The sequence below is a fragment of the Dactylosporangium sp. NPDC049742 genome (assembly GCF_040674675.1).
Classification (GTDB): Bacteria; Actinomycetota; Actinomycetes; order Mycobacteriales; family Micromonosporaceae; genus Dactylosporangium; species Dactylosporangium maewongense.
This window is the reverse complement of sequence record NZ_JBFANF010000024.1, coordinates 67553-90645: the sequence shown is the minus strand read 5'-3', so window position 1 is coordinate 90645 and position 23093 is coordinate 67553. Positions and strand designations below refer to the sequence as shown.

Sequence of the window (23093 nt, the reverse complement as noted above, 5' to 3'; positions counted from 1 at the left end):
CGGCGGGAAGGCGTCGAAGGGGAGCGCCCGGCACCGTCCTCGCCCGAGGGGGAGCGGTGCTCACCCTCGGCCGGTGAGGAGGACCGCGCACCGCCCTCGGGGTTGTCACCCTCGGCCGTCGAGGAGGGCAGGGTGCCGTCCTCGTTCGTGGGGTTGAGGTGGTCTCCGCCGGTCGGCGGGGTGTCGTCGGTGGGAGTCATGCGCGGAAGAGGTGACGGCGGATGGCGGCGGCGTTGCTGAAGATGCGCACGCCCAGGACGACGACGACACCGGTGGAGAGCTGGCCGCCGACGCCGAGCTGGTCGCCGAGGTAGACGATGAGGGCGGCGACCAGCACGTTGGAGATGAACGAGATGGTGAACTGCTTGTCGTCGAAGATGCCGTCGAGCTTGGCCCGCACGCCCCCGAACACGGCGTCCAGGGCGGCGACGACGGCGATCGGCAGGTACGGCTGCAGACCCAGCGGCACGGTCGGCTCGAGGAAGATTCCCGCCGCGACGCCGATGGCGAGTGCGAGCACCGCGATCACCGGTGACCTCCAGTGGGTGATGGCGACACCGAGGGTGCCGGCGGGTGGGCGTACCGCAGCGGGGGCTCGGGGGCGGCGGCGAGGACGAGCCCCTTGCGGGCCTTGACGGTGAACTGCATGCGGTAGTTGTCGACGTACCGGCGGAACCGGCGGGCGGTCGTGGACGAGGAGAACCGGTCGGCGATGTCGGGGGAGCCGATGGCGGCGACGTCGTACGGGCTGGTGACGGGCTTGAAGTCGACGAGGATCACGCCGCCGGCGGCGCGGATGGTGCTGGTGGCGGTGAGGCGCTGGCCGTTGACGGCGATGGCCTCCGCCCCGGCCTGCCAGAGGCCGTTGGCGACGTCCTGCAGGTCGCGGTCCAGCACGATGCCGAGGTTCTCCTCGGCGGTGTGGCCGGTGACCGGGTCGACCTGCGGGGGAGCGTCGACGACGCGGACGACGACCCCGTCGCCGGTGACCTTCGCGGTGCCGGCGCCGGCGGCGAGGCCGCGCAGCGTGGCGGCGCCGGAGGCGTCGGCGAGGGCGTCGTCGCGGGCCTGGTCGACCTGGGTGCGGAGCACGTCGACCTGGCGCTGCAGGTCCTCCGCCGTGCGCTGCCGCGAACGGACGTCGGTGACCAGGTCGTCGCGCGCCCGGCTCGCCGACGGCGCCTCGGCCACCACCTGGTGGTACGCCACGGCCAGCAGGAACCCGACGGCCGCGAGCGTCACGGCCCGGGCGGCCGGCCCCCACCGGGGCGGCGGCGTGCCCTCCCGGCGGCGGGCGGCGGCCTGCGCGTAGCCCGGGTCGAGCGGCGTGCGGAACAGGTCGCCGAGCAGGTCGTCGCGGCGAGCGAACGTCACGACGCGAGCCGGCCGGCCCGCACGTGGATCGCGGCCTGGATGAAGTAGAAGACGGCGGCCACCCAGTACAGGACGATCCCCCACCACAGGAGCGCCCAGCCGCTGGGCAGCGCCCACGGCCGCGCGGCCTCGCTGAACTTGGCGAGCAGCATCATCGGGAAGCCCATCAGCAGCACCGCGGTGGCGGTCTTGCCGACATAGTGCACGGGCGGCGGGCCGTGGCCGAGGACGCGCAGGACGACGAGGCACAGGATCATGACGGCCTCGCGGGCCAGCAGCGCGATCGTGAACCACCATGGCACGACGTCCTTGAACGTCAGCGCGAACAGCGTCGCCAGGATGTACAGGCGGTCGGCGAGGGGGTCGAGGAGCTCACCGAGGCGGCTGACCTGCTTGAGACGGCGGGCGGCGAAGCCGTCGACCCAGTCGCTGAGCCCGCCGACGACGAGCACGCCGATCGCCCAGCCGGTCGCGTCGGTGGCGAGGAACAGGTACAGGAACAGCGGCACGCCGAGCAGACGGGCGAAGCTGATCAAGTTCGGCACCGTGAGCACCGGACCCAAGCCCTGCCGCTGGTCCACCGTCCGCCCGCTCTCCCCGATCAGCTGTACGACGACCGGAATGCTAGCAGCACCCGATCGCGTGCTCGCGCAGGCGCGGCGGGAGGTGGGACCATCGTGCGATGGTGCAGGCTTCCGGGGTACGCATCGGCTGGGACGACCTGCCGCCGTCGGTGCACGCGGCGGTCGCCGCGATCCTGGGCGGGCCGGTCGTGGAGGCCGTGTCGCAGGTCGGCGGGTTCTCGCCCGGCACCGCGGACAGGGTGCGCCTGGCCGACGGCTCGCGGGCGTTCGTCAAGGCGGTCAGCGCCGCGCAGAACGAGCACAGCGTCGCCCTGCACCGCGCTGAGGCCCGGGTCACCGCGGCGCTGCCGGCGGACGTGCCGGCGCCCCGCCTGCTCGGGTTCCACGACGACGGCACCTGGGTGGCGCTCGTGTTCGCCGACGTGGAGGGCCGGCAGCCGCTCGTACCGTGGCAGCAACCGGACCTCGAGGCCGTCCTCGACGCGCTGCGGCGGCTCGCGGTGCCGGCGACGGGGCTGCCGGCGCTGCCCTCGCTGCTCGCCGACAACTTCGCCGGGTGGCGGCGGCTGGCGGCCGATCCGCCGCCGTCGCTGGATCCGTGGGCGGCGGCCAACCTGGACCTGCTCGTCGAGCTCGCCGACCGGGGGACCGCGGCCCTGGCCGGGGACCGGCTCGTGCATGTCGACATCCGCGCCGACAACCTGCTGATCCGCCCGGACGGTTCGGTCATGGTCGTCGACTGGCCGGGCGCCGCGGTGGGTGTCCCCTGGTTCGACACCCTCTCGCTGCTGCTCAATGTCCGCCTGTACGGCGGGGAGATCTCCGACGATGTGCTGGACTGCTTCTCGCCCGACCTCGGTGACGTGACCGCCGTGGTGGCGGGGCTGGCGGCGTTCTTCACCGACGGGGCCCGGCAGCCCGCGCCGCCGGGGCTGCCGACGCTGCGCCGCTTCCAGCAGGACCAGGCCGACGTCATGCTGCCCTGGCTGCGGGCCCGGCTCGACGCCGGGCTGCGCTAGTTTCCGGTCTGGCTTTCAGGTCCTGCTTTCCGGGCCGGCTTTCTGGTCTAGCTTTCGGGGCGTTCCTCGCGGCGGCGCAGCTCCTCCTCGCGGCGGCGGAGGTCGGCCTCCCACTTGCTGAACATCTCCTCGTCGTCGCGGCGCGAGCGGGCGAGCTCGCGCAGGAACGCGGGGTCGTCGTCGGGCGCGACGGACCGGGGGCGCTCGCGCTCCGGGAAGCCGCTGCCCGGCCGCCACGTGCCGCCCGCCCGGACGGCCTGCGGGCGCCCGGCGGCGTACCAGGCGATCCACCCGACCGGGGAGAACAGCAGGATGATGAACACCCAGGCGACCTTCGGCAGGTTGCGCACCCGGTCCTCGTCGGAGGACAGGCAGTCGATGAGCGCGACGACCAGCATCACCAGGTCGATCAGGAACAGCAGTCCATAGAGGCGAATCACGCCGGACATCATGGCAGCCCCCGGCGCCGTTGTCTGTCCCCGCCGATGGGATCCTTCAACCTTGTGGAAACCGCTGACCTCGCCGCGATCATCGCCGAGCGCTGCCGCCTGACCGGCTCGTTCGTCCTGCGATCGGGGCGCACCGCGACGCACTACTTCGACAAGTACCAGTTCGAGGCCGACCCGGTCCTGCTCGACGCCGTCGGCGCCGGGCTCGCCCGGCTCGTGCCCACCGGCACGGAGGTCCTCGCCGGGCTGGAGATGGGCGGGATCGCGGTCGTCGTCGCGCTCGCCCGGCACGCGGGGCTGCCGTGCGCGTTCGTCCGCAAGGCCGCGAAGCCCTACGGCACCGGCCGCCTCGCCGAGGGCGCCGACCTCACCGGCCGCCGGGTCCTGCTGGTCGAGGACGTCGTCACCTCGGGCGGCCAGATCGCCCTGTCGGCCGCGGCGCTGCGATCGGCCGGGGCGATCGTCTCCGACGCCGTGTGCGTCATCGACCGTCAGGAGGGCGGGACCGAGGCGCTGGCGGGCGAGGGGATCACCCTGCACCCGCTGTTGCGTTTTTGATCAGCTTTGCTCTCGCTGCTAGATGCCGGACTCGGCGGCGATGGTGGTGTCCGTACCGTGGCCGGTGTGGACGACCGTGTCGCCCGGGAGGGTGAGCAGGCGGGTCCGGATCGACTCCAGGATCGTCGGCTTGTCCGAAAATGATCGGCCGGTGGCGCCGGGGCCGCCCTGGAAGAGGGTGTCGCCGGTGAAGACGACGCCGAGCTCCGGCGCCGACAGGGAGACGGCGCCGGGGCTGTGGCCGGGCGTGTGCAGGACCGTCAGGTCGGTGCCGGCGACCGTGATGACCTGACCGTCGGCCAGGGTCGCGGACGGTTCGAGGTCGGGGTGGCGCATGTGCCACAGCGGCAGGTCCTCGGGGTGCAGCAGGATCGGCGCGCCGGTGCGCAGCGCCACCTCCGGGGCGGCGTCGATGTGGTCGTCGTGGCCGTGCGTACAGACGATCGCCAGCAACCGCCGGGAGCCGACGGCGTGCAGGATCGCGGCGGCGTCGTGGGCGGCGTCGATGACGACCGCCTCCTCGTCGTCGCCGACGATCCACACGTTGTTGTCGACGTCGAACGTCTCGCCGTCCAGCGAGAACGTGCCTTCGGTGACGATTCGTTCGATTCGCGCGGCCATACTCGTATCTTTACAGGCCCGGGAACTTCCCGTTGCGGAAGAGGTCGACGAAGATCTGGTGGTCGGCGCGGGCGCGGGCGCCGTACTCGTGCGCGAAGTCGGCGATCGAGGCGACGAACCCTTCCTCGTCGCGGTCGATCGCGGCGACGATCGCCTCCTCGGTGGAGAAGTTCACCAGATCGTGGCTGGACTCGTCGTCGGCGACCGAGTGCATCCTGGCCGTCGCCCGGCCGAGGTACTCGACCACGCTGGTGAGGTCCGCGAGCTCGTTGACGTCGCTCCAGTCGAGGTCCGCGGCGTACGGCGACACCTCCGCGACGACCTGCCCGACGCCGCGCAGCTCCGTGTAGCCCGCCCACGAGTCCGCGTGCGCCTGCAGGGCGTGCTGCGACTCGCTCGTGCGGTGGCCCTGGTGCTTGAAGTACGCCTTGACCTTCGGGTCGGTGATCCACCGCGACACCGCCGGCGTCTGGCCCTGCTTCATGTAGATGATGACGTCGTTCTCCAGCGCCTGGGTGTGGCCCTCGAGCAGCACGTTGTAGGACGGCAGGCCGGCCGAGCCGATCCCGACGCCCTTGCGCATCACGACGTCCTTGATCGTGTACTTGGGTGACCGCGACCCGTCCCACGACGGCAGCGTGTGCAGGTACGCCGCGAACGCCGCCTCGACCTCCGCGCGGGTGTCGGCGTCCACCGCGTACACGCCGTCGCCCATCGCGAACCGGCGGTCGTAGTCCTCGATCACCGTCTGCTCGTCGAGCAGCGCGACCCGCGTGTTGAGCCGGGCCCGCTGCAGCACGTCGCGCAGCACGCCCTCGGTCGTGTCCAGGGTCAGCGAGCCGATCGCCTCCTCGCCGCCGGCGGCGATCGCGCGCAGCTCCGACACGTACGTGCGGCTGTACTGCTTGACCAGGTCGCTGATCACCGCGTCGGACAGGGCCTTCGCGTAGCCGATGAGCGCGATGCTGGCGGCGAACCGCTTCAGGTCCCAGATGAACGGCCCGACGTACGCCTCGTCGAAGTCGTTGACGTTGAACACGAGGATGCCCTCGGAGTTCAGGTACGTGCCGAAGTTCTCGGCGTGCAGGTCGCCGTGGATCCACACCGACGAGGTCCGCTCGTCGAGGAACGGGTCGGCGACGCCGTTGAGGTCGGCGTAGTAGACGCAGGCGCTGCCCCGGTAGAACGCGAACGGCGTCGCCGCCATCTTGCGGAACTTCCGGCGGAACGCGGCGGGGTCCTGGGCCATCAGCTCACCGAACTCGGTGACGAGCACGTCGACCAGCTGATCGGCGCGCTGCTGGGAGTCGTTCATTGATCAACCGTATGCACAGCCGGCGCCCGGCGGGCGCGCATTGGCGCAATCACGACAGCCTGTCGCACTCCGCATCCGGTACGTTCGGCGGTCGGCACACCCCCCACCCGTCGTCTACGCTGCCGAACTTGTGACCGCCGTGCCGACCCCCTGCGCGCGCTGCGACCTGCCCGGCTACCCCGCCGGCGCCGAGCTGCTCTGCGCCACCCACGGCGCCGTCCCAGACGCGGCAGCGGTCGAGTCCCTCGTCACCGCCGGCGGCACCCAACCTCTCCCCGGCGGCGCTTCACTGAGCCCTTTCCTCGGCGGCGCTTCACGCCCCTCCAGCGACACCCGCCCCGTAGCCGGCGGCGCCCCACCTTCTCCCTCCGGGCCTTCTCCTTCTCCGGGTCAGGCCGCCGGCACTTCGCTGGGGCCTGTCCCTGGCGGGGCTGGGCCGTTGGCTGGCGGCGCTTCGCCTTCTCCTTCTCCGGTCGGCGTTCGGCCGCTGGCCGGCGGTGCTTCGCCGGTCGCTGGCGGTGCTTCGCGGCGGCCCGTCGCTGGCGGCGGATCGCTCTGGCCGGTCGTCACTGGTGCATTCATCGCCGCCGGTCTCGCGCACGCCGCCCTACAGGCATTCTCCATCCGGGCCCTCCGGCGCGCGGATGCGGCACTCCACGGCCCGGCAACCACCCCGCCCTTCGATGACGCCTTCCGTACCGCCGCCGATGCCGTGTCGCTCGCGCGGACCGGCCTCTGGGCGTACCTGGCCTGCTTCCTGCTCTGGCTCCTCCTCACCGGCGCCACCGCCACCCGTCTCGGCCTGGACCGGCGCGCCGCCCTCCGCCACTGGACGATCCTCGTATGGCGCGTCGCGCTCGTGCCGACACTGACACTCGCGATCCTGAACGGCCACCTCTCGCACACCTGGCCGGCCGCCCACGCGGCGCTCGCCTTCGCCGCCTTCCACCTCCTGACGACGGCCCTCCTGCTGGCCTACACCACAGTCGTCCGCCGGCGCCTCCGCCCGTTCTTCCCGAGCCCCTCGTGACTCCCGTCGCTCGCTGGCTGCTGTACGTCGTCGCCGCCTACCTGGGCCTGCTCGGCCTCACCTACGGCATGGGCGTCGCCTCCACCTGGCACCACCCGCCCGCGGTCGCCCTGGACGGCTTCCCCGCCCGGGTCGACGCACCGTGGCCGTGGACACCGACACTCGACTCGGCGCCCGTCACCGCGGTGCCGGTCGCGATCGGCGGCAGCACGCCCGGCCTGCACAACATCCTGACCGACACCGAGGGCAGCGTGTCGTTCGTCGACGCCCGCGGCGGCCAGCGCATCCTCGACGTGGCCTCCGAGGGCGCCGCAACCCCCGGCGAGTCGCTGCTCCTGTCCCCCGACGGCACCATGGTCGCGTACCCCCACGACGCCCTGACCTTCTCCCCGGACTCCTCGATCGCGGTGCGCACACTCGGCGACGGCCACATCCGCAGGCTCCCCGTCCCCGCACCGGCCGGCGGACACGTCACGCCGCTGGCCTGGTCGCCGCACCAGGACCGCCTCGCCGTGTACGTCGAAGGCTCCTCCATCGGCGTCCTCACGCTCGACACCGGCACGTACCTCACCGTCCTCCCCTTCCCCGCCGGCCTCGTCGTCACGCCCCGGACGCCGATCGCCGCCGCCTTCTCCTCCGACGGCGATCTCGCCGTCCAGCTCGACACCACGGTGTGCGTCAAGCGGGGCTGCTTCTCCCTCCCCGCCGGCCAGCGCCTCGCAGGCAAGGGCGCCTACACGCCCGCCAACAACTCCCTCGCCGTCGTCACCGACGCAGGCCGCGACTCCACCATCACCTTCATCTCCGAAACCAACGGCTCCCCCCTTCCGGGCACCATCCACCTGTACGGCGTGACCACCCTCCGCCTCATCGGCTGGTGGGCCGACCGCGCCCTCGTCGTCGCCTTCCGCCCTGAGCCCGTGACCGACCTCGGCCCCCTGGACGACGAACGCAACTACCCCCCAACCGCCTACGCCCTGGTCCAACGCCTGTCGATCCTCGCCATCACCCCCTCCTTGACGACGTCCCCGCCGCACCCTTCAGCCCAAGCCTCGCCCCAGGCCTCAGCCTCATCGCAACCCTCGTCGCAGGCTCTACCTCTGTCGCAGCCCGCGGCCCAGGTCCCACCTCCGATCCCGTCGCAGTTCCCGGGTCAGGCTTCGGCTTCGGCGTCGCCGCAGGCCTCGACACGGGCCGCCGTCCCGACGCAGGCTCAAGAGCTGATGGTCCTGCCCGATCAGATCCTGTCCATCGACATCGCCGATCGTGCCCTGCTTGCCGGGCACACCAGCCCCGGCCACCCGGCACCCGCCTGGCCGGCCCGCCCCGGTGTGCTCACCGCGCTGGTCGGTCTTCCTGCCGCCCCAATCGCGTTCATCGTCTTCCTCGTTGGCGCGATAAGGCGGGAGCTGGCTGCTGCATCCACCACTCGGTGAACTCCCGGCACTGCCCCACGGTGTCGAGCCGGATCAGCCACAGGTTGCTGTACACCCGCTTTGGATACACGGTCACGCCCTGCACAACGCTCAACTCGGGCCCGACCGTCACCGGATGCCACGTGAACGTGGTCTCGCCTGGCTGGTCCCGGCGAGCCAGCCACTGCTTCACGATCGTCTCCCGCCCCCGCCACGGCTCCTCGAACGGCGCCGGGTAGTACGCGGCATCCTCGGCGAACAGGCCGCCGATCTCAGCGGGATCGTTGCTGTTCCAGGCCCTGACGTAGCCCGAAACCCAGTCGGTCACAGCCTCCAGATCCGTCATGCCATCTTCCTACTCCTTCCCCGCGCGGCGCGCTCCGCTCATCACCGGGAATCGACGATGCGTAGCGACCCGATGCCTCTTCGTAGATGCTGGCGTTCGCGGCTGGACGTCGATCGGTGCACCCACGACGATGGGTCCAAGCCGCTTTCGGGCGGGGCATGCCACCGAGACGGGGTCGGGTGTGCGCCATCAACAGCTCTGCTTCGCCTTTCCACGAACCACTTCGAGTGCCGACCGGTCATCGGCGGCCGCGGTGGTCGCCGGGCCCACCAAGGGCCACGCCCGGCCTGCTGCGGCTCTCGCTCTTGCTGAACCGCGGCAGCCTCAGGACGAGCGCGCCCGGGCCCGGGCGGAGTTCGCGGAGGCCCGCCGTCACGGCCTGGCGGCCCGGCACGCGACCAAGCTCACCCGGCTCCGCAACGCCAGGCTGATCGCCGAGCTGGACATGGCCGCCGCCCAAGGCTCCGAGGCAGACAAGGCCACTGTCCAGGCGCCCGAGGTGGACAGGTCCATTGGTCAGGCGTCCGAGGTGACTGTTGTGCCGGAGCCGCGACCCGCGTCCACCCGTGGTGGGTGCCAGGTCGAGGGGGAGATGCGGGGTGGTGCGGTCGAGTCACCGCGTCGGCTGGGCAAGGGGAGGGGATCGAGGGCCTGCGGTTGGGTCCGGTGTGGGATGGGACGGCGGTCTGAGAGTCGGGTCGCGGTGACGGTAGGTCGTAGCGCTGGTCGAGGTCCTCCGGAGTGTTGTGCCCGGGCGAGGTCCGCTGGGACTTTGTGCCCGGGCGAGGTCCGCTGGGACGTTGTGCTCGTCGGGGTCCGCTGGGGCGTTATGCCGGGATGGTGCGGTGATGTCGCGGCGAGCCGTCTACGGGTGTCCGCGGTGCCGGTGCGCTGTAGGTGGCGGTGGGGTTCGGCCGCGTACGCTCTGGTCGTGGCCAGATTCCTCGACGTGCATCCCGACAATCCGCAGCCGCGGCTGCTGCAGCAGGTTGTCACGGTGTTGCGGGATGACGGGTTGATCGCGTACCCGACGGATTCCTGCTTTGCGCTGGGGTGCCAGCTGGGCAGCCGGCCGGGGTTGGAGCGGATCCGGGACATCCGGAAGCTGGATGACCGGCACCACTTCACGCTGATGTGCCGGGACTTCGCGCAGCTGGGGCAGTTCGTGCAGATCAGCAACTCGGTGTTCCGGCTGGTGAAGGGGGTGACGCCGGGCAGTTACACGTTCATCCTGCCGGCGAGCCCCGAGGTGCCGCGGCGGTTGCTGCACCCCAAGAAGCGGACCGTGGGGGTGCGCATCCCGGAGCACACCGTCACGCAGGCGCTGCTGGCGGAGCTCGGCGAGCCGCTGCTGTCCAGCACGCTGCTGCTGCCGGACCAGGACGAGCCGATGACGCAGGGATGGGAGATCAAGGAGCTGCTCGACCACCAGGTCGACGCGGTCATCGACGGCGAGTGCGGTGTTGAGCCGACGACCGTCGTGGACCTGTCCGGCGACGAGCCCGAGATCCTGCGAGTGGGCGCCGGCGATCCAAGCCGCTTCGAGTAGGTCGCGGCGGGCGAGGGCGTCGAGCCGGAGATCTGCGGGTCGGCGCCGACGATCCAGGCCGTCGCGGGTGGGTCGCGGTGGTTGGCGGCCGACTGGAGGCTGGCCGGGCGATTGTCTGGCGAGCGAGCGGGTGCTGCGGGCCTGGCATGGGGGCTCTGTGCGGGCTCGGCATGGTGCGGCGGGGTTGGGGTTGCGGCCCTGGCGTGGGGTTCTGCGGGTGGGGGTTGAGGGCTCGGCATGGTGCGGCCGGGTGGGGGCCTGCGTCCCTGGCGTGGGTGCTGCGGACGTGGCGTGGGTGCGGCCGGGAGGGCCTGGGCCTGATGGGCGCTGCGGGTTGGCGCTGCGTGGGTGCTGCGGGTCGGTGCTGCGAGCGTGGCGTGGGTGCGCGGGTTGGCGCTGGGGGCGTGGCGTGGGTGCTGCGGGTTTGAGGGGCGATCGCGCGCTCGGCGACCTCGCGCAGGACACGGCGCTGCGGGTGGTGCTGGATTAGCGGTTGTGGGTCTGGCATGAGTTGTGGGTCTGGCATGAGGCGGTGTGGGGGAGGGGTTGTGGACCTGGCTCGTGGGTGCTGTGAGTAAGAGGTTGTTGGCCTGGCAGTGGGGTCGGTCGGTGGGAGGTTGTGGGGCTGGTTTGGGTGCTGCGGGTGAGGGGCTGTTGGTTGGGGGAGCGGTGTTCGAAGGAATGGAGGGGTGTGCGGTGTTGCATCACGTTGAGGTTTGGGTGCCGGATCTGGGGCGGGCGGTGCGGAGTTGGGGGTGGTTGCTGGAAGAGCTTGGGTGGGAGGTGTACCAGGAGTGGGCGGTTGGGCGGAGTTGGCGGTTCGAGCGGACGTACATCGTCTTCGAGCAGTCGCCGGGGTTGGCGGGGGAGAAGCATGAGCGGTGCAGGCCTGGGGTGAACCATCTGGCGTTGTGGGTGGAGGGGCGGGAGCGGGTGGAGGCGATCGTCGCCGAAGCGGGGGCGCACGGGTGGGTGTTGATGTTTCCCGAGCGGCATCCGTACGCGGGTGGGGCTGGACACTACGCGGCGTATCTCGAGGATGCGGACGGGTTTGAGGTGGAGCTCGTCAGTGGTCGGTGAACTGTCGGGGACCCGACAGTTGCTGGTGGGGAAAAGCGCTGCACGGAAAGAAGAACGGCGCTAGCGGTATTGCTCGAAAATTGGCTGACCATTTTGGGTTTATCTCCCGTTCGGCCAGGTGCGGCGGCATACTTGAACCGTTCGCAAGGATGGCGGAGTTGCCGGACCCGCTTGCGATCAATCCCCTTTCTGAACGTCGCCGCCGCCGAATGCAGTCGGGTGGCGGTTCAACCGTGTCAATCGGCGCCGAATGCGTGATTGGAAGCAAACAAAATGACGCTGCTGGAATCCATCGGATCGAATGCGCAAGGCAATGACGAGCAGGAGCAGCGCAGGCTGAGCCTGAGCACCGGTGCGGCGCGGAACCTCGCGACGACCACCAAGTCGGTGCCGCAGATGCAGGAGATCACCTCGCGGTGGCTGCTGAAGATGCTGCCCTGGGTGCAGGCGGGCGGCGGCGCGTACCGGGTCAACCGCCGGCTCAGCTACGCGGTCGGCGACGGGCGGGTCACGTTCGTCTCCACCGGCTCGCAGGTGCAGGTCATCCCGCAGGAGCTGGGTGAGCTGCCGGCGCTTCGCGGGTTCGAGGACGTCAACGCGCTGCGGAGCCTCGCGGACCGGTTCGTGCAGCAGGAGTTCGCGCCCGGGGACGTGATCGTCACCAAGGGGCAGCCGGCGGACCGGGTGTTCCTCATCGCACACGGGAAGATCAACAAGATCGGCGCGGGGGAGTACGGCGACGAGACCGTCCTCGGGGTCATGGCCGACGGCGACTACTTCGGCGCCGAGGTCCTCACCGGCGGCGCGACGAACTGGGAGTTCACCGCCAAGGCGCTGACCAGCTGCACCGTGCTCGCGCTGTCGTGGCAGGCGATGCAGCAGCTCAACGGGCAGGCCGACGCGCTGCGCGAGCACATCCGCCGGATGCGGGACCAGCCGCAGAAGCCGCAGAACAAGCACGGCGAGGCCGCCATCGAGATGGCGTCGGGGCACGAGGGCGAGCCGGCCCTGCCGGGCACGTACGTCGACTATGAAACAAAGCCGAGGGAGTACGAGCTCAGCGTCGCGCAGACCGTCCTGCGCGTGCACACCCGCGTGGCGGACCTCTACAACAAGCCGATGGACCAGGTCGAGCAGCAGCTGCGGCTGACGATCGAGGCGCTGCGCGAGCGGCAGGAGCACGAGCTGGTCAACAACCGCGACTTCGGCCTGCTCCACAACGCGGCGTACGACCAGCGCATCTACACCCGCACCGGCCCGCCGACCCCGGACGACATGGACGAGCTGCTGTCGCTGGTGTGGAAGGAGCCGACGTTCTTCCTCGCCCACCCGCGCGCGATCGCCGCGTTCGGCCGCGAGTGCAGCCGCCGCGGCGTCTACCCAGGCAACATCGACTTCGGCGGGCACCAGGTCCCGGCGTGGCGCGGCGTGCCGATCTTCCCGAGCAACAAGATCGAGGTCAGCGACACCCGCACCACGTCCATCATGTTGATGCGCGTCGGCGAGCAGCAGCAGGGTGTCGTCGGCCTGCACCAGACCGGCATTCCCGACGAGTACGAGCCCGGCCTTTCGGTGCGTTTCATGGGCATCAGCGAGCAGGCCATCATTTCGTATCTGGTGAGCGCCTACTATTCCGCCGCGGTGTTGGTGCCGGACGCCCTCGGCATTCTCGAGAATGTGGAAATCGGCCGTGAGAACTGAAACCGCGCAGGAGCAACCAAGGAGTCTCAGTACCCGCGCCGCACGCACCATTGCGACCACGACCAAATCCGTCCCGCAGATGCAGGGCGTCTCGCCCCGCTGGCTGCTGCGGATGCTCCCGTGGGTCGAGGCCGAGGGCGGCACGTACCGCGTCAACCGCAGGCTCACCTACACCGTCGGCGACGGCCGGGTCACGTTCACCAACCAGGGCGCCGACGTGAAGGTGATCCCGCAGGAACTGCGCGAGCTGCCGGCGCTGCGGGAGTTCCCGGACGACTCGGTCCTGCACCAGATGGCCGAGCGGTTCGAGCAGCTGGAACTCGGCCCCGACGAGACGGTCGTGACCGCCGGGCAGCCCGCCGACCGGGTGTACCTGCTGGTCAAGGGCAAGGTCCGGCAGCTCGGCGCCGGCGAGTACGGCGACGAGACCCTCCTCGGCGTGCTCACCGACGGCGACTTCTTCGGCGACGGCGTCTTCGAGGGCACGCACCACAGCTGGGGCTTCACGATCCGCACCAGCACCCCGACGACGCTGCTCGCGCTGCGCCGGCAGGAGATCGACCGGTTCTCCGACACGATCGGCGCGCACATCACGAAATATCAGCAAAAAGCGGGCAAGAAGCAGAACAAGCACGGCGAAGCAGCGATCGAAATGGCGGCCGGGCACGAGGGCGAGCCGGTCCTGCCGGGCACCTTCGTCGACTACGAAACCACGCCGCGGGAGTACGAGCTCAGTGTCGCCCAGACGATCCTGCGCCTGCACACGCGCGTCGCGGACCTCTACAACCAGCCGATGAACCAGTTCGAGCAGCAGCTGCGGCTGACGATCGAGGCGCTGCGCGAACGGCAGGAGCACGAGCTGATCAACAACCGCGACTTCGGGCTGCTCCACAACGCGGACCTGAAGCAGCGCATCGCCACCCGCACCGGCCCGCCGACCCCCGACGACCTCGACGAGCTGCTCTCCAGGCGGCGCAAGTCGCGGCTGCTGCTCGCCCACCCGAAGGCGATCGCCGCGTTCGGCCGGCAGTGCAACAGCCGCGGCCTGTACCCGCCGACGATCGCCCTCGAGAACCGTCAGGTCCAGTCGTGGCGCGGGGTACCGCTGCTGCCGTGCGACAAGATCCCGATCAGCGACCGGGGGACCAGCTCGATCCTGGTCCTGCGGACCGGCGCCGACGACCAGGGCGTGATCGGGCTGCGCCGCACCGGCATCCCGGACGAGGTCGAGCCGGGGCTCAACGTGCGGTTCATGGGCATCGACGAGCACGCGGTCAGCTCGTACCTCGTCAGCACGTACTACTCCGCCGCCGTGCTCGTCCCGGACGCGCTCGGCATCCTCGAACACGTCGAGATCGGAGGCTGACCAGATGGTCGCCGCGCACGTCGTCAGTCCCAGCACCATCCAGCCCAGATCCGCGGGCGCGGTCCTCGCACAGAGCCGGGACGCCGTCATACCGGCGTTGCGCGCCGCCGTCGACACGTTGCCGGCGTCGATGCGGCACGTCGCGGGGTACCACTTCGGCTGGTGGGACGAGCACGGCCGGCCCGTCGACGCGGACCCCGGCAAGGCGCTGCGGCCCGCGCTGGTGCTGCTCGGCGCGGCCGCCGTCGGCGGCGCCGGGCAGGCCGTGCCGGGCGCCGTCGCCGTCGAGCTGGTGCACAACTTCTCGCTCCTGCACGACGACGTCATGGACGGCGACGCCACCCGCCGGCACCGGCCGACGGCGTGGAGCGTGTTCGGCACCAGCGCCGCGATCCTCGCCGGCGACGCGCTGCTCACCCTCGCGATGGACACGCTGGTCGCGAGCGGGCACCCGGCCGCGACCAGGGCCACCGGCATGCTCGGCGCCGCGGTACAGCGGCTCATCGACGGCCAGAGCGCGGACCTCGACTTCGAGCGCCGCGCGGACGTCGACGTCGAGGCATGCCTGGCCATGGCGCAGGCGAAGACCGGGGCGCTGCTGGGCTCGGCGTGCGCGATCGGCGCCCTGCTCGGCGGCGGCCGGCCCGCGCAGGTGCTGCGGCTGGCGCAGTTCGGCGAGGACCTGGGCCTGGCGTTCCAGTTCGCCGACGACCTGCTCGGCATCTGGGGCGACCCGGCGACGACCGGGAAGCCGGTCCACTCGGACCTCCGCAGCCGCAAGAAGTCCCTGCCGGTGGTCGCTGCCCTGACCTCCGGCACCCCGGCCGGCCTGGAGCTCGCGGCGTTCTACACCGGCGCCGGCGCGCTGCCGGAGCCCCAGGTCGGCCGGGCCGCGACCCTCGTGGAGGCGGCCGGGGCGCGGATGTGGAGCCAGGCGCAGGCCGACCAGCTCCTCGTCCGTGCCCTCGACGCCCTCGCCGCCGCCGAGGCCGACCCGCTCGTCGAGGCGGAGCTGTGCGAGCTCGCCCGGTTCGCGACGCGGCGGGACCGGTGACGGTGGCGGCGATGCGACGGACGGTCCTGCTGGCCGGCCCGAGGTCCTTCTGCGCGGGCGTCGAGCGGGCGATCGAGGTTGTGGAGCGGGTCCTCGACGCCGCCGATCGTCCGGTGTACGTGCGGAAGCAGATCGTCCACAACCGTCACGTCGTGGCCGATCTGGAAGCCCGGGGCGCCGTCTTCGTCGAGGAGCTCGACGAGGTGCCGGACGGGGCGACCGTCGTGTTCTCCGCGCACGGCGTCGCCCCGCAGGTCAGGGCCGAGGCCGAGGCCAGGTCGCTGCGCGTGGTCGACGCGACCTGCCCGCTCGTCACGAAGGTCCACGCCGAGGCCCGCCGGTTCGCCGCCCGGGGCGACACGGTCGTGCTCGTCGGGCACGCCGGCCACGAGGAGGTCGACGGGACCCTCGGCGAGGCCCCCGAGCGGACGGTCCTCGTCGAGTCCGCGGACGACGTCGCGCGGCTGCGGGTCGAGGACCCGTCGCGGGTGTCGTACCTGACGCAGACCACGCTCGCCGCGGACGAGGTCGGCGAGGTGGTCGACGCGCTGCGGGCACGGTTCCCGGCCTTGCGGGGGCCCGGATCCGACGACATCTGCTACGCCACGACCAATCGGCAGGAGGCGGTGGCGGCGGTCGCCCGCGACGCCGACCTGGTCCTGGTCGTCGGCTCTGCGAACTCGTCCAACTCGCTGCGCCTGGTCGAGCTGGCCCGCCGCCTCGGCCCGCCCGCCCACCTCATCGACGACGCGTCGGAGATCGACCCGGCGTGGCTGGCCGGGGCCCGCGTCATCGGCCTGACCGCGGGCGCCTCGGCCCCGCCGCACCTGGTCGACGAGGTCATCGCCGCCCTGCGCGCCCTCGGCCCGCTGACCGTCGAGGAGCGCCGCGTCGCCGTGGAGCGGCTGCAGTTCTCCCTCCCGTCGACGGTCCGCTCATGAACCTGGGGCAGGGTCAGCGGCGGCGGCGGAACAGTCGGGTCATCGCCACCGCGGCGATCATGAATCCGGCGGCGACGGGGATGAACCGCTTGCCGACCGGTGACGACGCCGAGGCCGGGACGGCGACGGGCTCGGCGGGGCGCACGTTGGACCGGTGGGCCGGCGTGCTGGACGGCGGGGGCACGGACGCGGGCGGAGCCGGCGTCGCCTTGCGCACCTGCGGCCGCGGCCGGGCAGCCGGCGGCGTCGTCACCGCCGGCACCTCCGCGACCGCGGCCGGCGGCGCCGTCGTCACCGCCGGGGCGGGCACCTCCGCGACCACGGGGGACGGCGAGGGCGCCGGTCGGCGCGTCGGCGTGGGCGACGGCACCGCCGGATCCGGCTCGCCGGCGACAACGGGAGGCGCGACCGGACACGCCGTGGCGTCCGACGACGCGACCGAGCCGAGGTCCGCCAGCTTCACCGCCCGCGACGGGTCCGACAGCGGGATCCGGAACAGGGCGCTGCCACCCGGCGCGTGCCCCGTCCCCGGCCCCGCGCCCGGGCCGGACGCCTGGTTGAACAGCGCGGTCAGCGTGCCGTCCGGGTGCAGGGCCACGCCGCCGTACGCGGACCGGCCCGGCAGCACCGCCGGCAGCGGCGTGAACGACACCCGCGAGCCCACCCGCACGAGTTGCGCCCGGCCGCCGCGGGCCGCGACCGTGAGCAGGTCACCGCTGGACGGCTCGACCGCCCAGTCCCCGGTGTACGGCAGCGACGGCAGCGGACGCGACGGCAGCAGCCGGGGCGCGCCCGGCGAGACCTGCACGGTCCGCACCGAGGACGCCGTCCCGACCATCAGCCGGACGCCACCGCCGGTGGCGACGACCGTGCCGCCGTACGCGTCGGCGAGCGGGTATCCGGACGCGCGCCGGGTGCCGGGGACCGCGCCCAGGTCGGTGACGCGGCCGTCGCCGCCGATGCGCACCACGTGCGGGCCGGCCCGCAGCTTCCGCCCGGCGCGGGCCGTGGCGAGGGCGAAGAGCGTGCCGTCGCCGGCGCAGCCGATGGCGTTGACCGCGTACCCGAGCGGCGTGCGGGCCACGGTGCCGCCGGCGGTGACCCGGTGCAGCGCCGACCCGGCGTCGCCGGGCCCCCGCGACACCCACACGAGCCCCTCGGGCAGCGCGGCCGCGGGCGCACCGACCGCCGGAGGCGCCGGCAGTGCGGCCCAGCACGTCAGGAGCGCGGCGCCGGCTGTACACCAGCGGAAACGACGCATCGCAACCTTCTCCCCAAATGCCGTGAAACGCAAAAATCACCCTAGCCGAGGGAGGGGTCGGTGAACGCCGAGATCCTCATCGGCGGCCTGATCGTCACGGTCGTCGCGGTGGCCGTCGCGCTCGCCGCAGGCCTTGCGGTGCAACGGTTCGTGCCGGTGGAGGACCGGCAGGAGAACAACGACGTGGCCGGCATCGCATTCGCGATCATCGGTGTCCTGTACGCCATCCTCATGACGTTCGTGATCGTGAGCGTCTGGGAGGCGGGCGACGGCGCGCAGGACAGCAGCCGCGCCGAGGCTCGCGCCGTCGTCGATCTCAACCACTACGCCGACACGCTGCCGGCCGCCGAAGGCGCCGCGATGCGGGAGCTGACCGGGGAGTACATCCGCGTCGTCGAGCAGCAGGAGTGGCCGGCGATGGCGGGCGGGCAGCCGGTCGGCAGGGCGGGCAGCGCCGTGATCTCCAAGCTCTGGAAGTGCGTCGACGCGCCGCTGCCCGACGGCGCCGAAGCCGCCACGAACCGGCAGTCCGAGGCCCGCGCCGACCTGCGCGCCCTCACCGTCAACCGGGACGCCCGCCTCGCCGCCGCCGGCGCGGGTCTGCCGAAGGTCATGTGGCTCGCCCTGATCGTCGGCGACGTGCTCACCCTCGCCAACGCCCTGATGTTCGGGGTCAAGGGCAGCGGCGAGTACCTCACGATCATCGCCCTGCTCGCCGCCATGTCGGCGCTGATGCTCTTCGCGGTCTACGAGCTGGAGTTCCCGTTCCAGCGCGGCGAGAGCGTCACCGTCGACGTGTTCACCGATGTCGTCGACGACGGCACAGCACGATAGGACAACAGTGAGCCCGTTTACGCTTCCCGACTTCTACCAGCCGTACCCGGCCCGCCTGAACCCGAACCTGGAGGGCGCCCGCACGCACACCAAGGCGTGGGCGCGCGAGATGGGCATGGTGGAGGGCTCCGGCATCTGGGCCGAGCGCGACCTGGACAACCACGACTACGCGCTGCTGTGCGCCTACACGCACCCGGAGGCGTCCGCGGCCGCGCTCGACCTGGTCACCGACTGGTACGTGTGGGTGTTCTTCTTCGACGACCACTTCCTCGACGTCTTCAAGCGCACCCAGGACATGCGCGGTGCGGAGGCCTACCTTTCGCGATTGCGCTCCTTCATGCCGCTGCACGGCGCTGTGGTCGAAACGCCCACCAACCCGGTCGAGAAGGGGCTGAAGGAGCTGTGGGAGCGCACCGTGCCGGCGATGTCCGCCGACTGGCGGGAGCGTTTCGTGCACAGCACCCGCAACCTGCTCGACGAGTCGCTGTGGGAGCTGGCGAACATCAACGCCGGCCGCGTCTCCAACCCCATCGAATACATCGAGATGCGGCGCAAGGTCGGTGGCGCGCCCTGGTCGGCGAACCTCGTCGAGTTCGCCGCGGGCGCGGAGATCCCGGCGCGCGTCGCGCACAGCCGGCCGCTGCGGGTCCTCAAGGACACCTTCGCCGACGGGGTGCACCTGCGCAACGACCTCTTCTCGTACGAGCGCGAAACGCAGCAGGAGGGTGAGCTGGCCAACTGTGTGCTGGTCCTGGAGCGCTTCCTCGGCTACGCGCCGCAGGAGGCCGCCGACGCCGTCAACAGCATCCTGACGTCGCGCCTGCAGCAGTTCGAGCACACGGTGCTGACCGAGCTGGAGCCGCTCTTCGCCGAGCACGCGCTGGACCCGGTCGAGCGGCTGCGGGTCCTCAAGTACGCCCAGGGGCTGCAGGACTGGCAGGCGGGCGGGCACGAGTGGCACCTGCGCTCCAGCCGGTACATGAACGCCGACGTCCGGCCGGCGGGGCAGTTCACGCTGGGCGGGCCGATGGGGATCGGCACGTCCGCGGCGCGGCTGGGCCTGTCCGCGCGGGCCCGCCAGTACGACGTCCGCCCGGCCCGCACCACCGGCCCGCTGCCGGTGCCCGAGCTGTACATGCCGTACGTCTCGCGGCAGAACGGTCACCTGGAGTCGGCCCGTCGCAGCGTCATCGACTGGTCCCGCGCGATGGGCTTCTTCGATGCGGTGCCGCGGCCGGGTTCCTCGTCGTCGGTGTGGACGGAGCGGAAGCTGGCCGGCTACGACTTCGCGGTCTGCGCCGGCGCGCTCAACCCCGACGGGACCGCGGCGGAGCTGGAGCTGGGCACCCAGTGGCTCAGCTGGGGCACGTATGGCGACGACTGGTTCCCGCAGATCTACGGCCCCACCGGCGACCTGACCGGGGCCCGCGCGATGGTGGCCCGGCTGAAGTCCCTCATGCCTCTGGACTGTGTTTCGGCGTCGGTACCGGTGAGCCCGCTCGAACGGGGCCTCGCCGACCTGTGGCCCCGGACGGCAGGCCCGATGGGCGCCGCGCACCGGGAGGAGTTCCGCGCGGCCGTGGACGTCATGCTGGACAGCTGGGTGTGGGAGCTGCAGAACCAGCACGAGCGGCGCATCCCCGACCCCGTCGACTACATCGAGATGCGCCGGCGCACGTTCGGCTCCGACCTGACGATGAGCCTGGCCCGCTTCCGCCAGGGCCGCCAGGTCCCGCCGGACGTCTACGGCACCCGCCCGATCCAGAACCTCGAGGCCGCCGCCAGCGACTACGCCTGCTTCGTCAACGACCTGTTCTCGTACCAGAAGGAGATCGAGTTCGAGGGCGAGCTGCACAACATGGTCCTCGTCGTCGAGAACTTCCTCGACGTCTCCCGCGACCGGGCCGCGCTCGTCGTCCGCGACCTGATGACGGCCCGCATGCAGCAGTTCGAGCGGATCGTCGCGGTCGAGCTGCCCGCCCTCTACGAGCACCTCCGCCTCCCCGAGACCGCCCGCGCCGGCATCGACACCTACGTCGTCCAGCTCCAGAACTGGATGTCCGGCATCATCGCCTGGCACGAGGCCACCGACCGCTACCCCGAGTCCGCCCTGCTGCGCACCGAGGACCCGGCCCCGGCGCCGGCGACCACCATCCGCATCCCCACCGCCCCGAAGGGCTTCTCCTTCCAGCGCCCCGTTGCGACCACCGGAGGGTCGGCTTAGGGCGTGTTGGTAGGTGGTGGGGTCCTGGTCGATCGTCGGTGTGGTGGTGATCGATACGAAGTGAGGTCTCCGGTAAGTGGGTCAGCGACCAAGCAAACCTGAATACCGGAGACCTCGTGGCCGGCGTAGCGGTGATGAGGCGGCACCATCTCACCGACGCGCAGTGGGCGGTCCTGGCCATGTGATGGTGGGGTGCAGAAGGAGCCACCGGGTGGGGTCGACACCGAGCCGGGCGATCACGCGCTGGGCCGGTCACGCGGCGGACGGACCACGAGGTTCACCTTGCCTGTGAGCAGGACCGCAAGGCGCTGTCGCTCTGCTCACCGCGGGCCAGCGTGGTGACAGCCCGCAGTTCGTGCCGGTCCTGCAACGCGTCCGGGTGCCCCGCCTCGGCCCTGGCCGGCCACGGACGCGACCCGATCGGGTTCTGGCCGACAAAGCGTACGCGGGCAAGGGCAACCATGCCTGTCTGCGCAGGAACGGCATCCGGGCGACGATCCCGATCAAGGCCGACCACGCCGCGAACCGGCGCAAGCTCGGGTCGAAGGGCGGCCGTCTGCCGGCCTTCGATCCGGAGATCTACAAGCAGCGTCATGCGGTGGAGTGCGGCATCAACCAGCTGAAGCGCAACCGCGGCATGGCCACCCGCTTCGAGAAGTTGGCGGTGCGCTACCAGGCCACCGTCACCATCGCCGCGATCAACGAATGGCTCTGACCCGACTTTACAAACACGGCTTAGCTTGATCTTTAACCTTGGGTCGGTTGGCATCGACCCCGGCTGATCATGGGTGCAGCCTTTGATCGATCATTCCTCTTGTCTAGGGAAGAAGATCCGATCAAAGGCTGCGGAGGATTAGTGTGCCTGATGGTGGGCGTGGTGGTGCGGGTGGGGATCTGGGCTGGTTCCGCGGGGAGTTGTACCGCTGTTTGACGGCTCGTGCTGATGCGTTGTTCGAGTTGACGGACGCGGTGTTGTGTGCGGACGGGCCGGTGCGGTCGTTGCCGGCGTTGTCGCTGGTCGCGGAGCACCGGCGTGGTCACGGCGCACTGTATGACGCGCTCGCGGCCGGGCGGGTGGACGTGTAGCGGCTGCGGACCGCGGTGGCGTCGGTGCCGTTGCCGTGCGCGGCTGATGGCCGGATCGTGCTCGCGGTGGACGTCACCTGCTGGCTTCGCCCCGGAGGCGAACACCGTGCCGGAACGGATCCTGTGTCACACGTACGGGCGGGCCAAGGATCAGCACATCGGAGTTCCGGGTTGGCCGTACTCGTTCGTGGTGGCGTTGGAGACCGGCCGCAGCTCCTGGACCGCGCCGCTGGACGCGGTGCGCCTTGCGCCGGGCGCGGACCTGGCCGCGGTCACCGCCGGGCAGATCCATGACGTGCTCGCCCGGCTGATCACCGCGGGGCATTGGCGGCCCGGCGACCCGCAGACTTGGGTCGTGATGGACGCTGGCTACGACGCGGCCCGCCTCGCCTGGCTGCTGCGGGATCTGCCGGTGCGGGTCCTGGCCCGGCTGCGCTCGGACCGGGTGCTGCGCCGGCCCACCCCACCCAAACTGCCGGGTGTTCTGGGGCGGCCCCGCCGGCACGGCGGAGAGTTCATCTTCGGTGACCCGGCCAGCTGGGGTGAACCGGACGTGACCACGGTGACCGAGACCCGTCTCTACGGCACGGCCACGGCCCGCGCCTGGCATCGGCTGCACCCGCGTCTGACCCGCCGGGCCGCCTGGGCCGACTGCCCCGACCTGCCGATCCTGGAAGGCACCCTGATCCGCCTCGACGTGACCCGGCTGCCCTCCGGCGCTACGGCGAAACCGGTCTGGCTCTGGTGCTCCACCAGCATCAGCCCCCACCCGGCAGCAACCCCGGACGCGGCATCCGATGCCACGACGGTCGATCTGTTGTGGCAGGCGTTCCTGCGCCGGTTCGACATCGAGCACACGTTCCGGCTGTTCAAGCAGACCCTCGGCTGGACCGTGCCGAAACTCCGCGACCCGCGAGCTGCCGACCGGTGGACCTGGCTGATCATCGCCGCCCACACCCAGCTACGACTCGCCCGCCCCATCGCCGCGGACCTGCGCCACCCATGGGAACAGCCCGCACCACCCGAACGGCTCACCCCAGCCCACGTCCGGCGCGACTTTCGGCACCTCCGCACGACAAGCACCTGCCCCGCGAACGCACCAAAACCCACCCGGGCAGGACCCGGACGACCACCAGGCCAACCGAACCGCCACCCCACCCACCGCCACGACGTCCACACCGTCACCAGCAACGAACCCGGCAAACCGAAACCCGGAAGAAGAAGTCGACCAATCCCCGGCCACGCCGCACAGGTTAAAGATCAAGTTAGGTCCTGTCTCGCGGATC

Annotated in this window: 20 protein-coding genes and 2 pseudogenes; 14 read left to right on the top strand and 8 right to left on the bottom strand. The window is 71.5% G+C overall.

Annotated features, from left to right (window positions below; all coding sequences use genetic code 11):
* Positions 1 to 196: 196 nt before the first annotated feature.
* From AB0J72_RS27615 to AB0J72_RS27605, 3 genes are read right to left on the bottom strand one after another with little or no spacing between them, the layout of a single operon-like run.
* Complete coding sequence (locus tag AB0J72_RS27615; protein ID WP_344498180.1) at positions 197 to 529, bottom strand: small basic family protein; 333 nt, start codon at positions 527 to 529, stop codon at positions 197 to 199.
* Complete coding sequence (locus tag AB0J72_RS27610; RefSeq protein ID WP_363403478.1) at positions 526 to 1374, bottom strand: DUF881 domain-containing protein; 849 nt, start codon at positions 1372 to 1374, stop codon at positions 526 to 528. Before AB0J72_RS27610 ends, AB0J72_RS27615 begins: the two co-directional genes overlap by 4 nt.
* Positions 1371 to 1937, bottom strand: a complete 567-nt coding sequence (locus AB0J72_RS27605) for a CDP-alcohol phosphatidyltransferase family protein (RefSeq protein WP_360561561.1) — start codon at positions 1935 to 1937, stop codon at positions 1371 to 1373. Before AB0J72_RS27605 ends, AB0J72_RS27610 begins: the two co-directional genes overlap by 4 nt.
* A gap of 119 nt (positions 1938 to 2056) precedes the next feature.
* Here AB0J72_RS27605 and AB0J72_RS27600 point away from each other — a divergent pair, with 119 nt between their 5' ends.
* A complete protein-coding gene (locus AB0J72_RS27600) occupies positions 2057 to 2977 on the top strand; it encodes an aminoglycoside phosphotransferase family protein (protein WP_363403476.1) in 921 nt (306 codons plus the stop codon).
* A gap of 47 nt (positions 2978 to 3024) precedes the next feature.
* Here AB0J72_RS27600 and AB0J72_RS27595 read toward each other — a convergent pair whose 3' ends face one another.
* Positions 3025 to 3417 carry a PLD nuclease N-terminal domain-containing protein gene (locus AB0J72_RS27595; RefSeq protein ID WP_344498186.1) on the bottom strand — a complete coding sequence of 131 codons (393 nt, stop codon included), beginning with the start codon at positions 3415 to 3417 and terminating at the stop codon, positions 3025 to 3027.
* Positions 3418 to 3480: 63 nt separating this feature from the next.
* On the opposite strand from AB0J72_RS27595, the gene pyrE reads away from it, so the two are divergent.
* Positions 3481 to 3984, top strand: coding sequence for an orotate phosphoribosyltransferase (pyrE, locus tag AB0J72_RS27590; RefSeq protein ID WP_363403474.1), 504 nt, complete (start codon positions 3481 to 3483; stop codon positions 3982 to 3984).
* Between the two features lie 18 nt (positions 3985 to 4002).
* Here the strand turns inward: pyrE and AB0J72_RS27585 are convergent, their stop codons facing one another.
* Positions 4003 to 4605: an MBL fold metallo-hydrolase gene (locus AB0J72_RS27585; protein ID WP_363403472.1), complete on the bottom strand. Its 603-nt coding sequence runs from the start codon at positions 4603 to 4605 to the stop codon at positions 4003 to 4005.
* A 10-nt stretch (positions 4606 to 4615) separates the two neighbouring features.
* Positions 4616 to 5920: a DUF2252 domain-containing protein gene (locus tag AB0J72_RS27580; protein WP_344498192.1), complete on the bottom strand. Its 1305-nt coding sequence runs from the start codon at positions 5918 to 5920 to the stop codon at positions 4616 to 4618.
* 712 nt (positions 5921 to 6632) lie between these two features.
* Between AB0J72_RS27580 and AB0J72_RS27575 the strand changes: the two genes are divergently transcribed.
* Both AB0J72_RS27575 and AB0J72_RS27570 read left to right on the top strand, forming a co-directional pair.
* Positions 6633 to 6950: a hypothetical protein gene (locus AB0J72_RS27575; protein WP_363403470.1), complete on the top strand. Its 318-nt coding sequence runs from the start codon at positions 6633 to 6635 to the stop codon at positions 6948 to 6950.
* Positions 6947 to 8386, top strand: a complete 1440-nt coding sequence (locus AB0J72_RS27570; protein WP_363403468.1) for a hypothetical protein — start codon at positions 6947 to 6949, stop codon at positions 8384 to 8386. Before AB0J72_RS27575 ends, AB0J72_RS27570 begins: the two co-directional genes overlap by 4 nt.
* On the opposite strand, the gene AB0J72_RS27565 is transcribed toward AB0J72_RS27570, so the two are convergent.
* Entirely contained in the window at positions 8325 to 8711 is a 387-nt protein-coding gene (locus tag AB0J72_RS27565) for a nuclear transport factor 2 family protein (RefSeq protein WP_363403466.1), read from the bottom strand. The genes AB0J72_RS27570 and AB0J72_RS27565 overlap by 62 nt on opposite strands.
* Positions 8712 to 9642: 931 nt before the next feature.
* Between AB0J72_RS27565 and AB0J72_RS27560 the strand changes: the two genes are divergently transcribed.
* The 6 genes from AB0J72_RS27560 to AB0J72_RS27535 all read left to right on the top strand — a co-directional run bounded on the left by AB0J72_RS27560 (position 9643) and on the right by AB0J72_RS27535 (position 16402).
* Complete coding sequence (locus AB0J72_RS27560; RefSeq protein ID WP_344498200.1) at positions 9643 to 10260, top strand: L-threonylcarbamoyladenylate synthase; 618 nt, start codon at positions 9643 to 9645, stop codon at positions 10258 to 10260.
* Positions 10261 to 10941: 681 nt separating this feature from the next.
* Complete coding sequence (locus AB0J72_RS27555; protein ID WP_363403585.1) at positions 10942 to 11340, top strand: VOC family protein; 399 nt, start codon at positions 10942 to 10944, stop codon at positions 11338 to 11340.
* Between the two features lie 273 nt (positions 11341 to 11613).
* Positions 11614 to 13041, top strand: coding sequence for a family 2B encapsulin nanocompartment shell protein (locus tag AB0J72_RS27550; RefSeq protein ID WP_363403463.1), 1428 nt, complete (start codon positions 11614 to 11616; stop codon positions 13039 to 13041).
* Positions 13016 to 14407 carry a family 2B encapsulin nanocompartment shell protein gene (locus tag AB0J72_RS27545; RefSeq protein WP_363403461.1) on the top strand — a complete coding sequence of 464 codons (1392 nt, stop codon included), beginning with the start codon at positions 13016 to 13018 and terminating at the stop codon, positions 14405 to 14407. The genes AB0J72_RS27550 and AB0J72_RS27545 overlap by 26 nt, the downstream gene beginning before the upstream one ends.
* 4 nt (positions 14408 to 14411) lie before the next feature.
* Positions 14412 to 15461, top strand: coding sequence for a family 2 encapsulin nanocompartment cargo protein polyprenyl transferase (locus tag AB0J72_RS27540; protein ID WP_363403459.1), 1050 nt, complete (start codon positions 14412 to 14414; stop codon positions 15459 to 15461).
* 11 nt (positions 15462 to 15472) lie between these two features.
* On the top strand, positions 15473 to 16402 hold the full coding sequence (locus AB0J72_RS27535) for a 4-hydroxy-3-methylbut-2-enyl diphosphate reductase (RefSeq protein WP_363403457.1): 930 nt from the start codon (positions 15473 to 15475) through the stop codon (positions 16400 to 16402).
* A gap of 13 nt (positions 16403 to 16415) precedes the next feature.
* Here AB0J72_RS27535 and AB0J72_RS27530 read toward each other — a convergent pair whose 3' ends face one another.
* Positions 16416 to 17663: a hypothetical protein gene (locus tag AB0J72_RS27530; RefSeq protein WP_363403455.1), complete on the bottom strand. Its 1248-nt coding sequence runs from the start codon at positions 17661 to 17663 to the stop codon at positions 16416 to 16418.
* Between the two features lie 60 nt (positions 17664 to 17723).
* Between AB0J72_RS27530 and AB0J72_RS27525 the strand changes: the two genes are divergently transcribed.
* From AB0J72_RS27525 to AB0J72_RS27510, 4 genes and pseudogenes are all read left to right on the top strand, one after another.
* Complete coding sequence (locus tag AB0J72_RS27525; RefSeq protein WP_363403453.1) at positions 17724 to 18497, top strand: hypothetical protein; 774 nt, start codon at positions 17724 to 17726, stop codon at positions 18495 to 18497.
* A 7-nt stretch (positions 18498 to 18504) separates the two neighbouring features.
* The gene (locus tag AB0J72_RS27520) at positions 18505 to 20721 is read left to right on the top strand and encodes a germacradienol/geosmin synthase (protein ID WP_363403451.1); all 2217 of its coding nucleotides are present in this window, start codon (positions 18505 to 18507) and stop codon (positions 20719 to 20721) included.
* Between the two features lie 183 nt (positions 20722 to 20904).
* Positions 20905 to 21436 (top strand): annotated as a pseudogene (locus tag AB0J72_RS27515) (IS5 family transposase); the annotation flags it as partial.
* Positions 21437 to 21615: 179 nt separating this feature from the next.
* Positions 21616 to 23064 (top strand): annotated as a pseudogene (locus AB0J72_RS27510) (NF041680 family putative transposase).
* Positions 23065 to 23093: the final 29 nt, after the last annotated feature.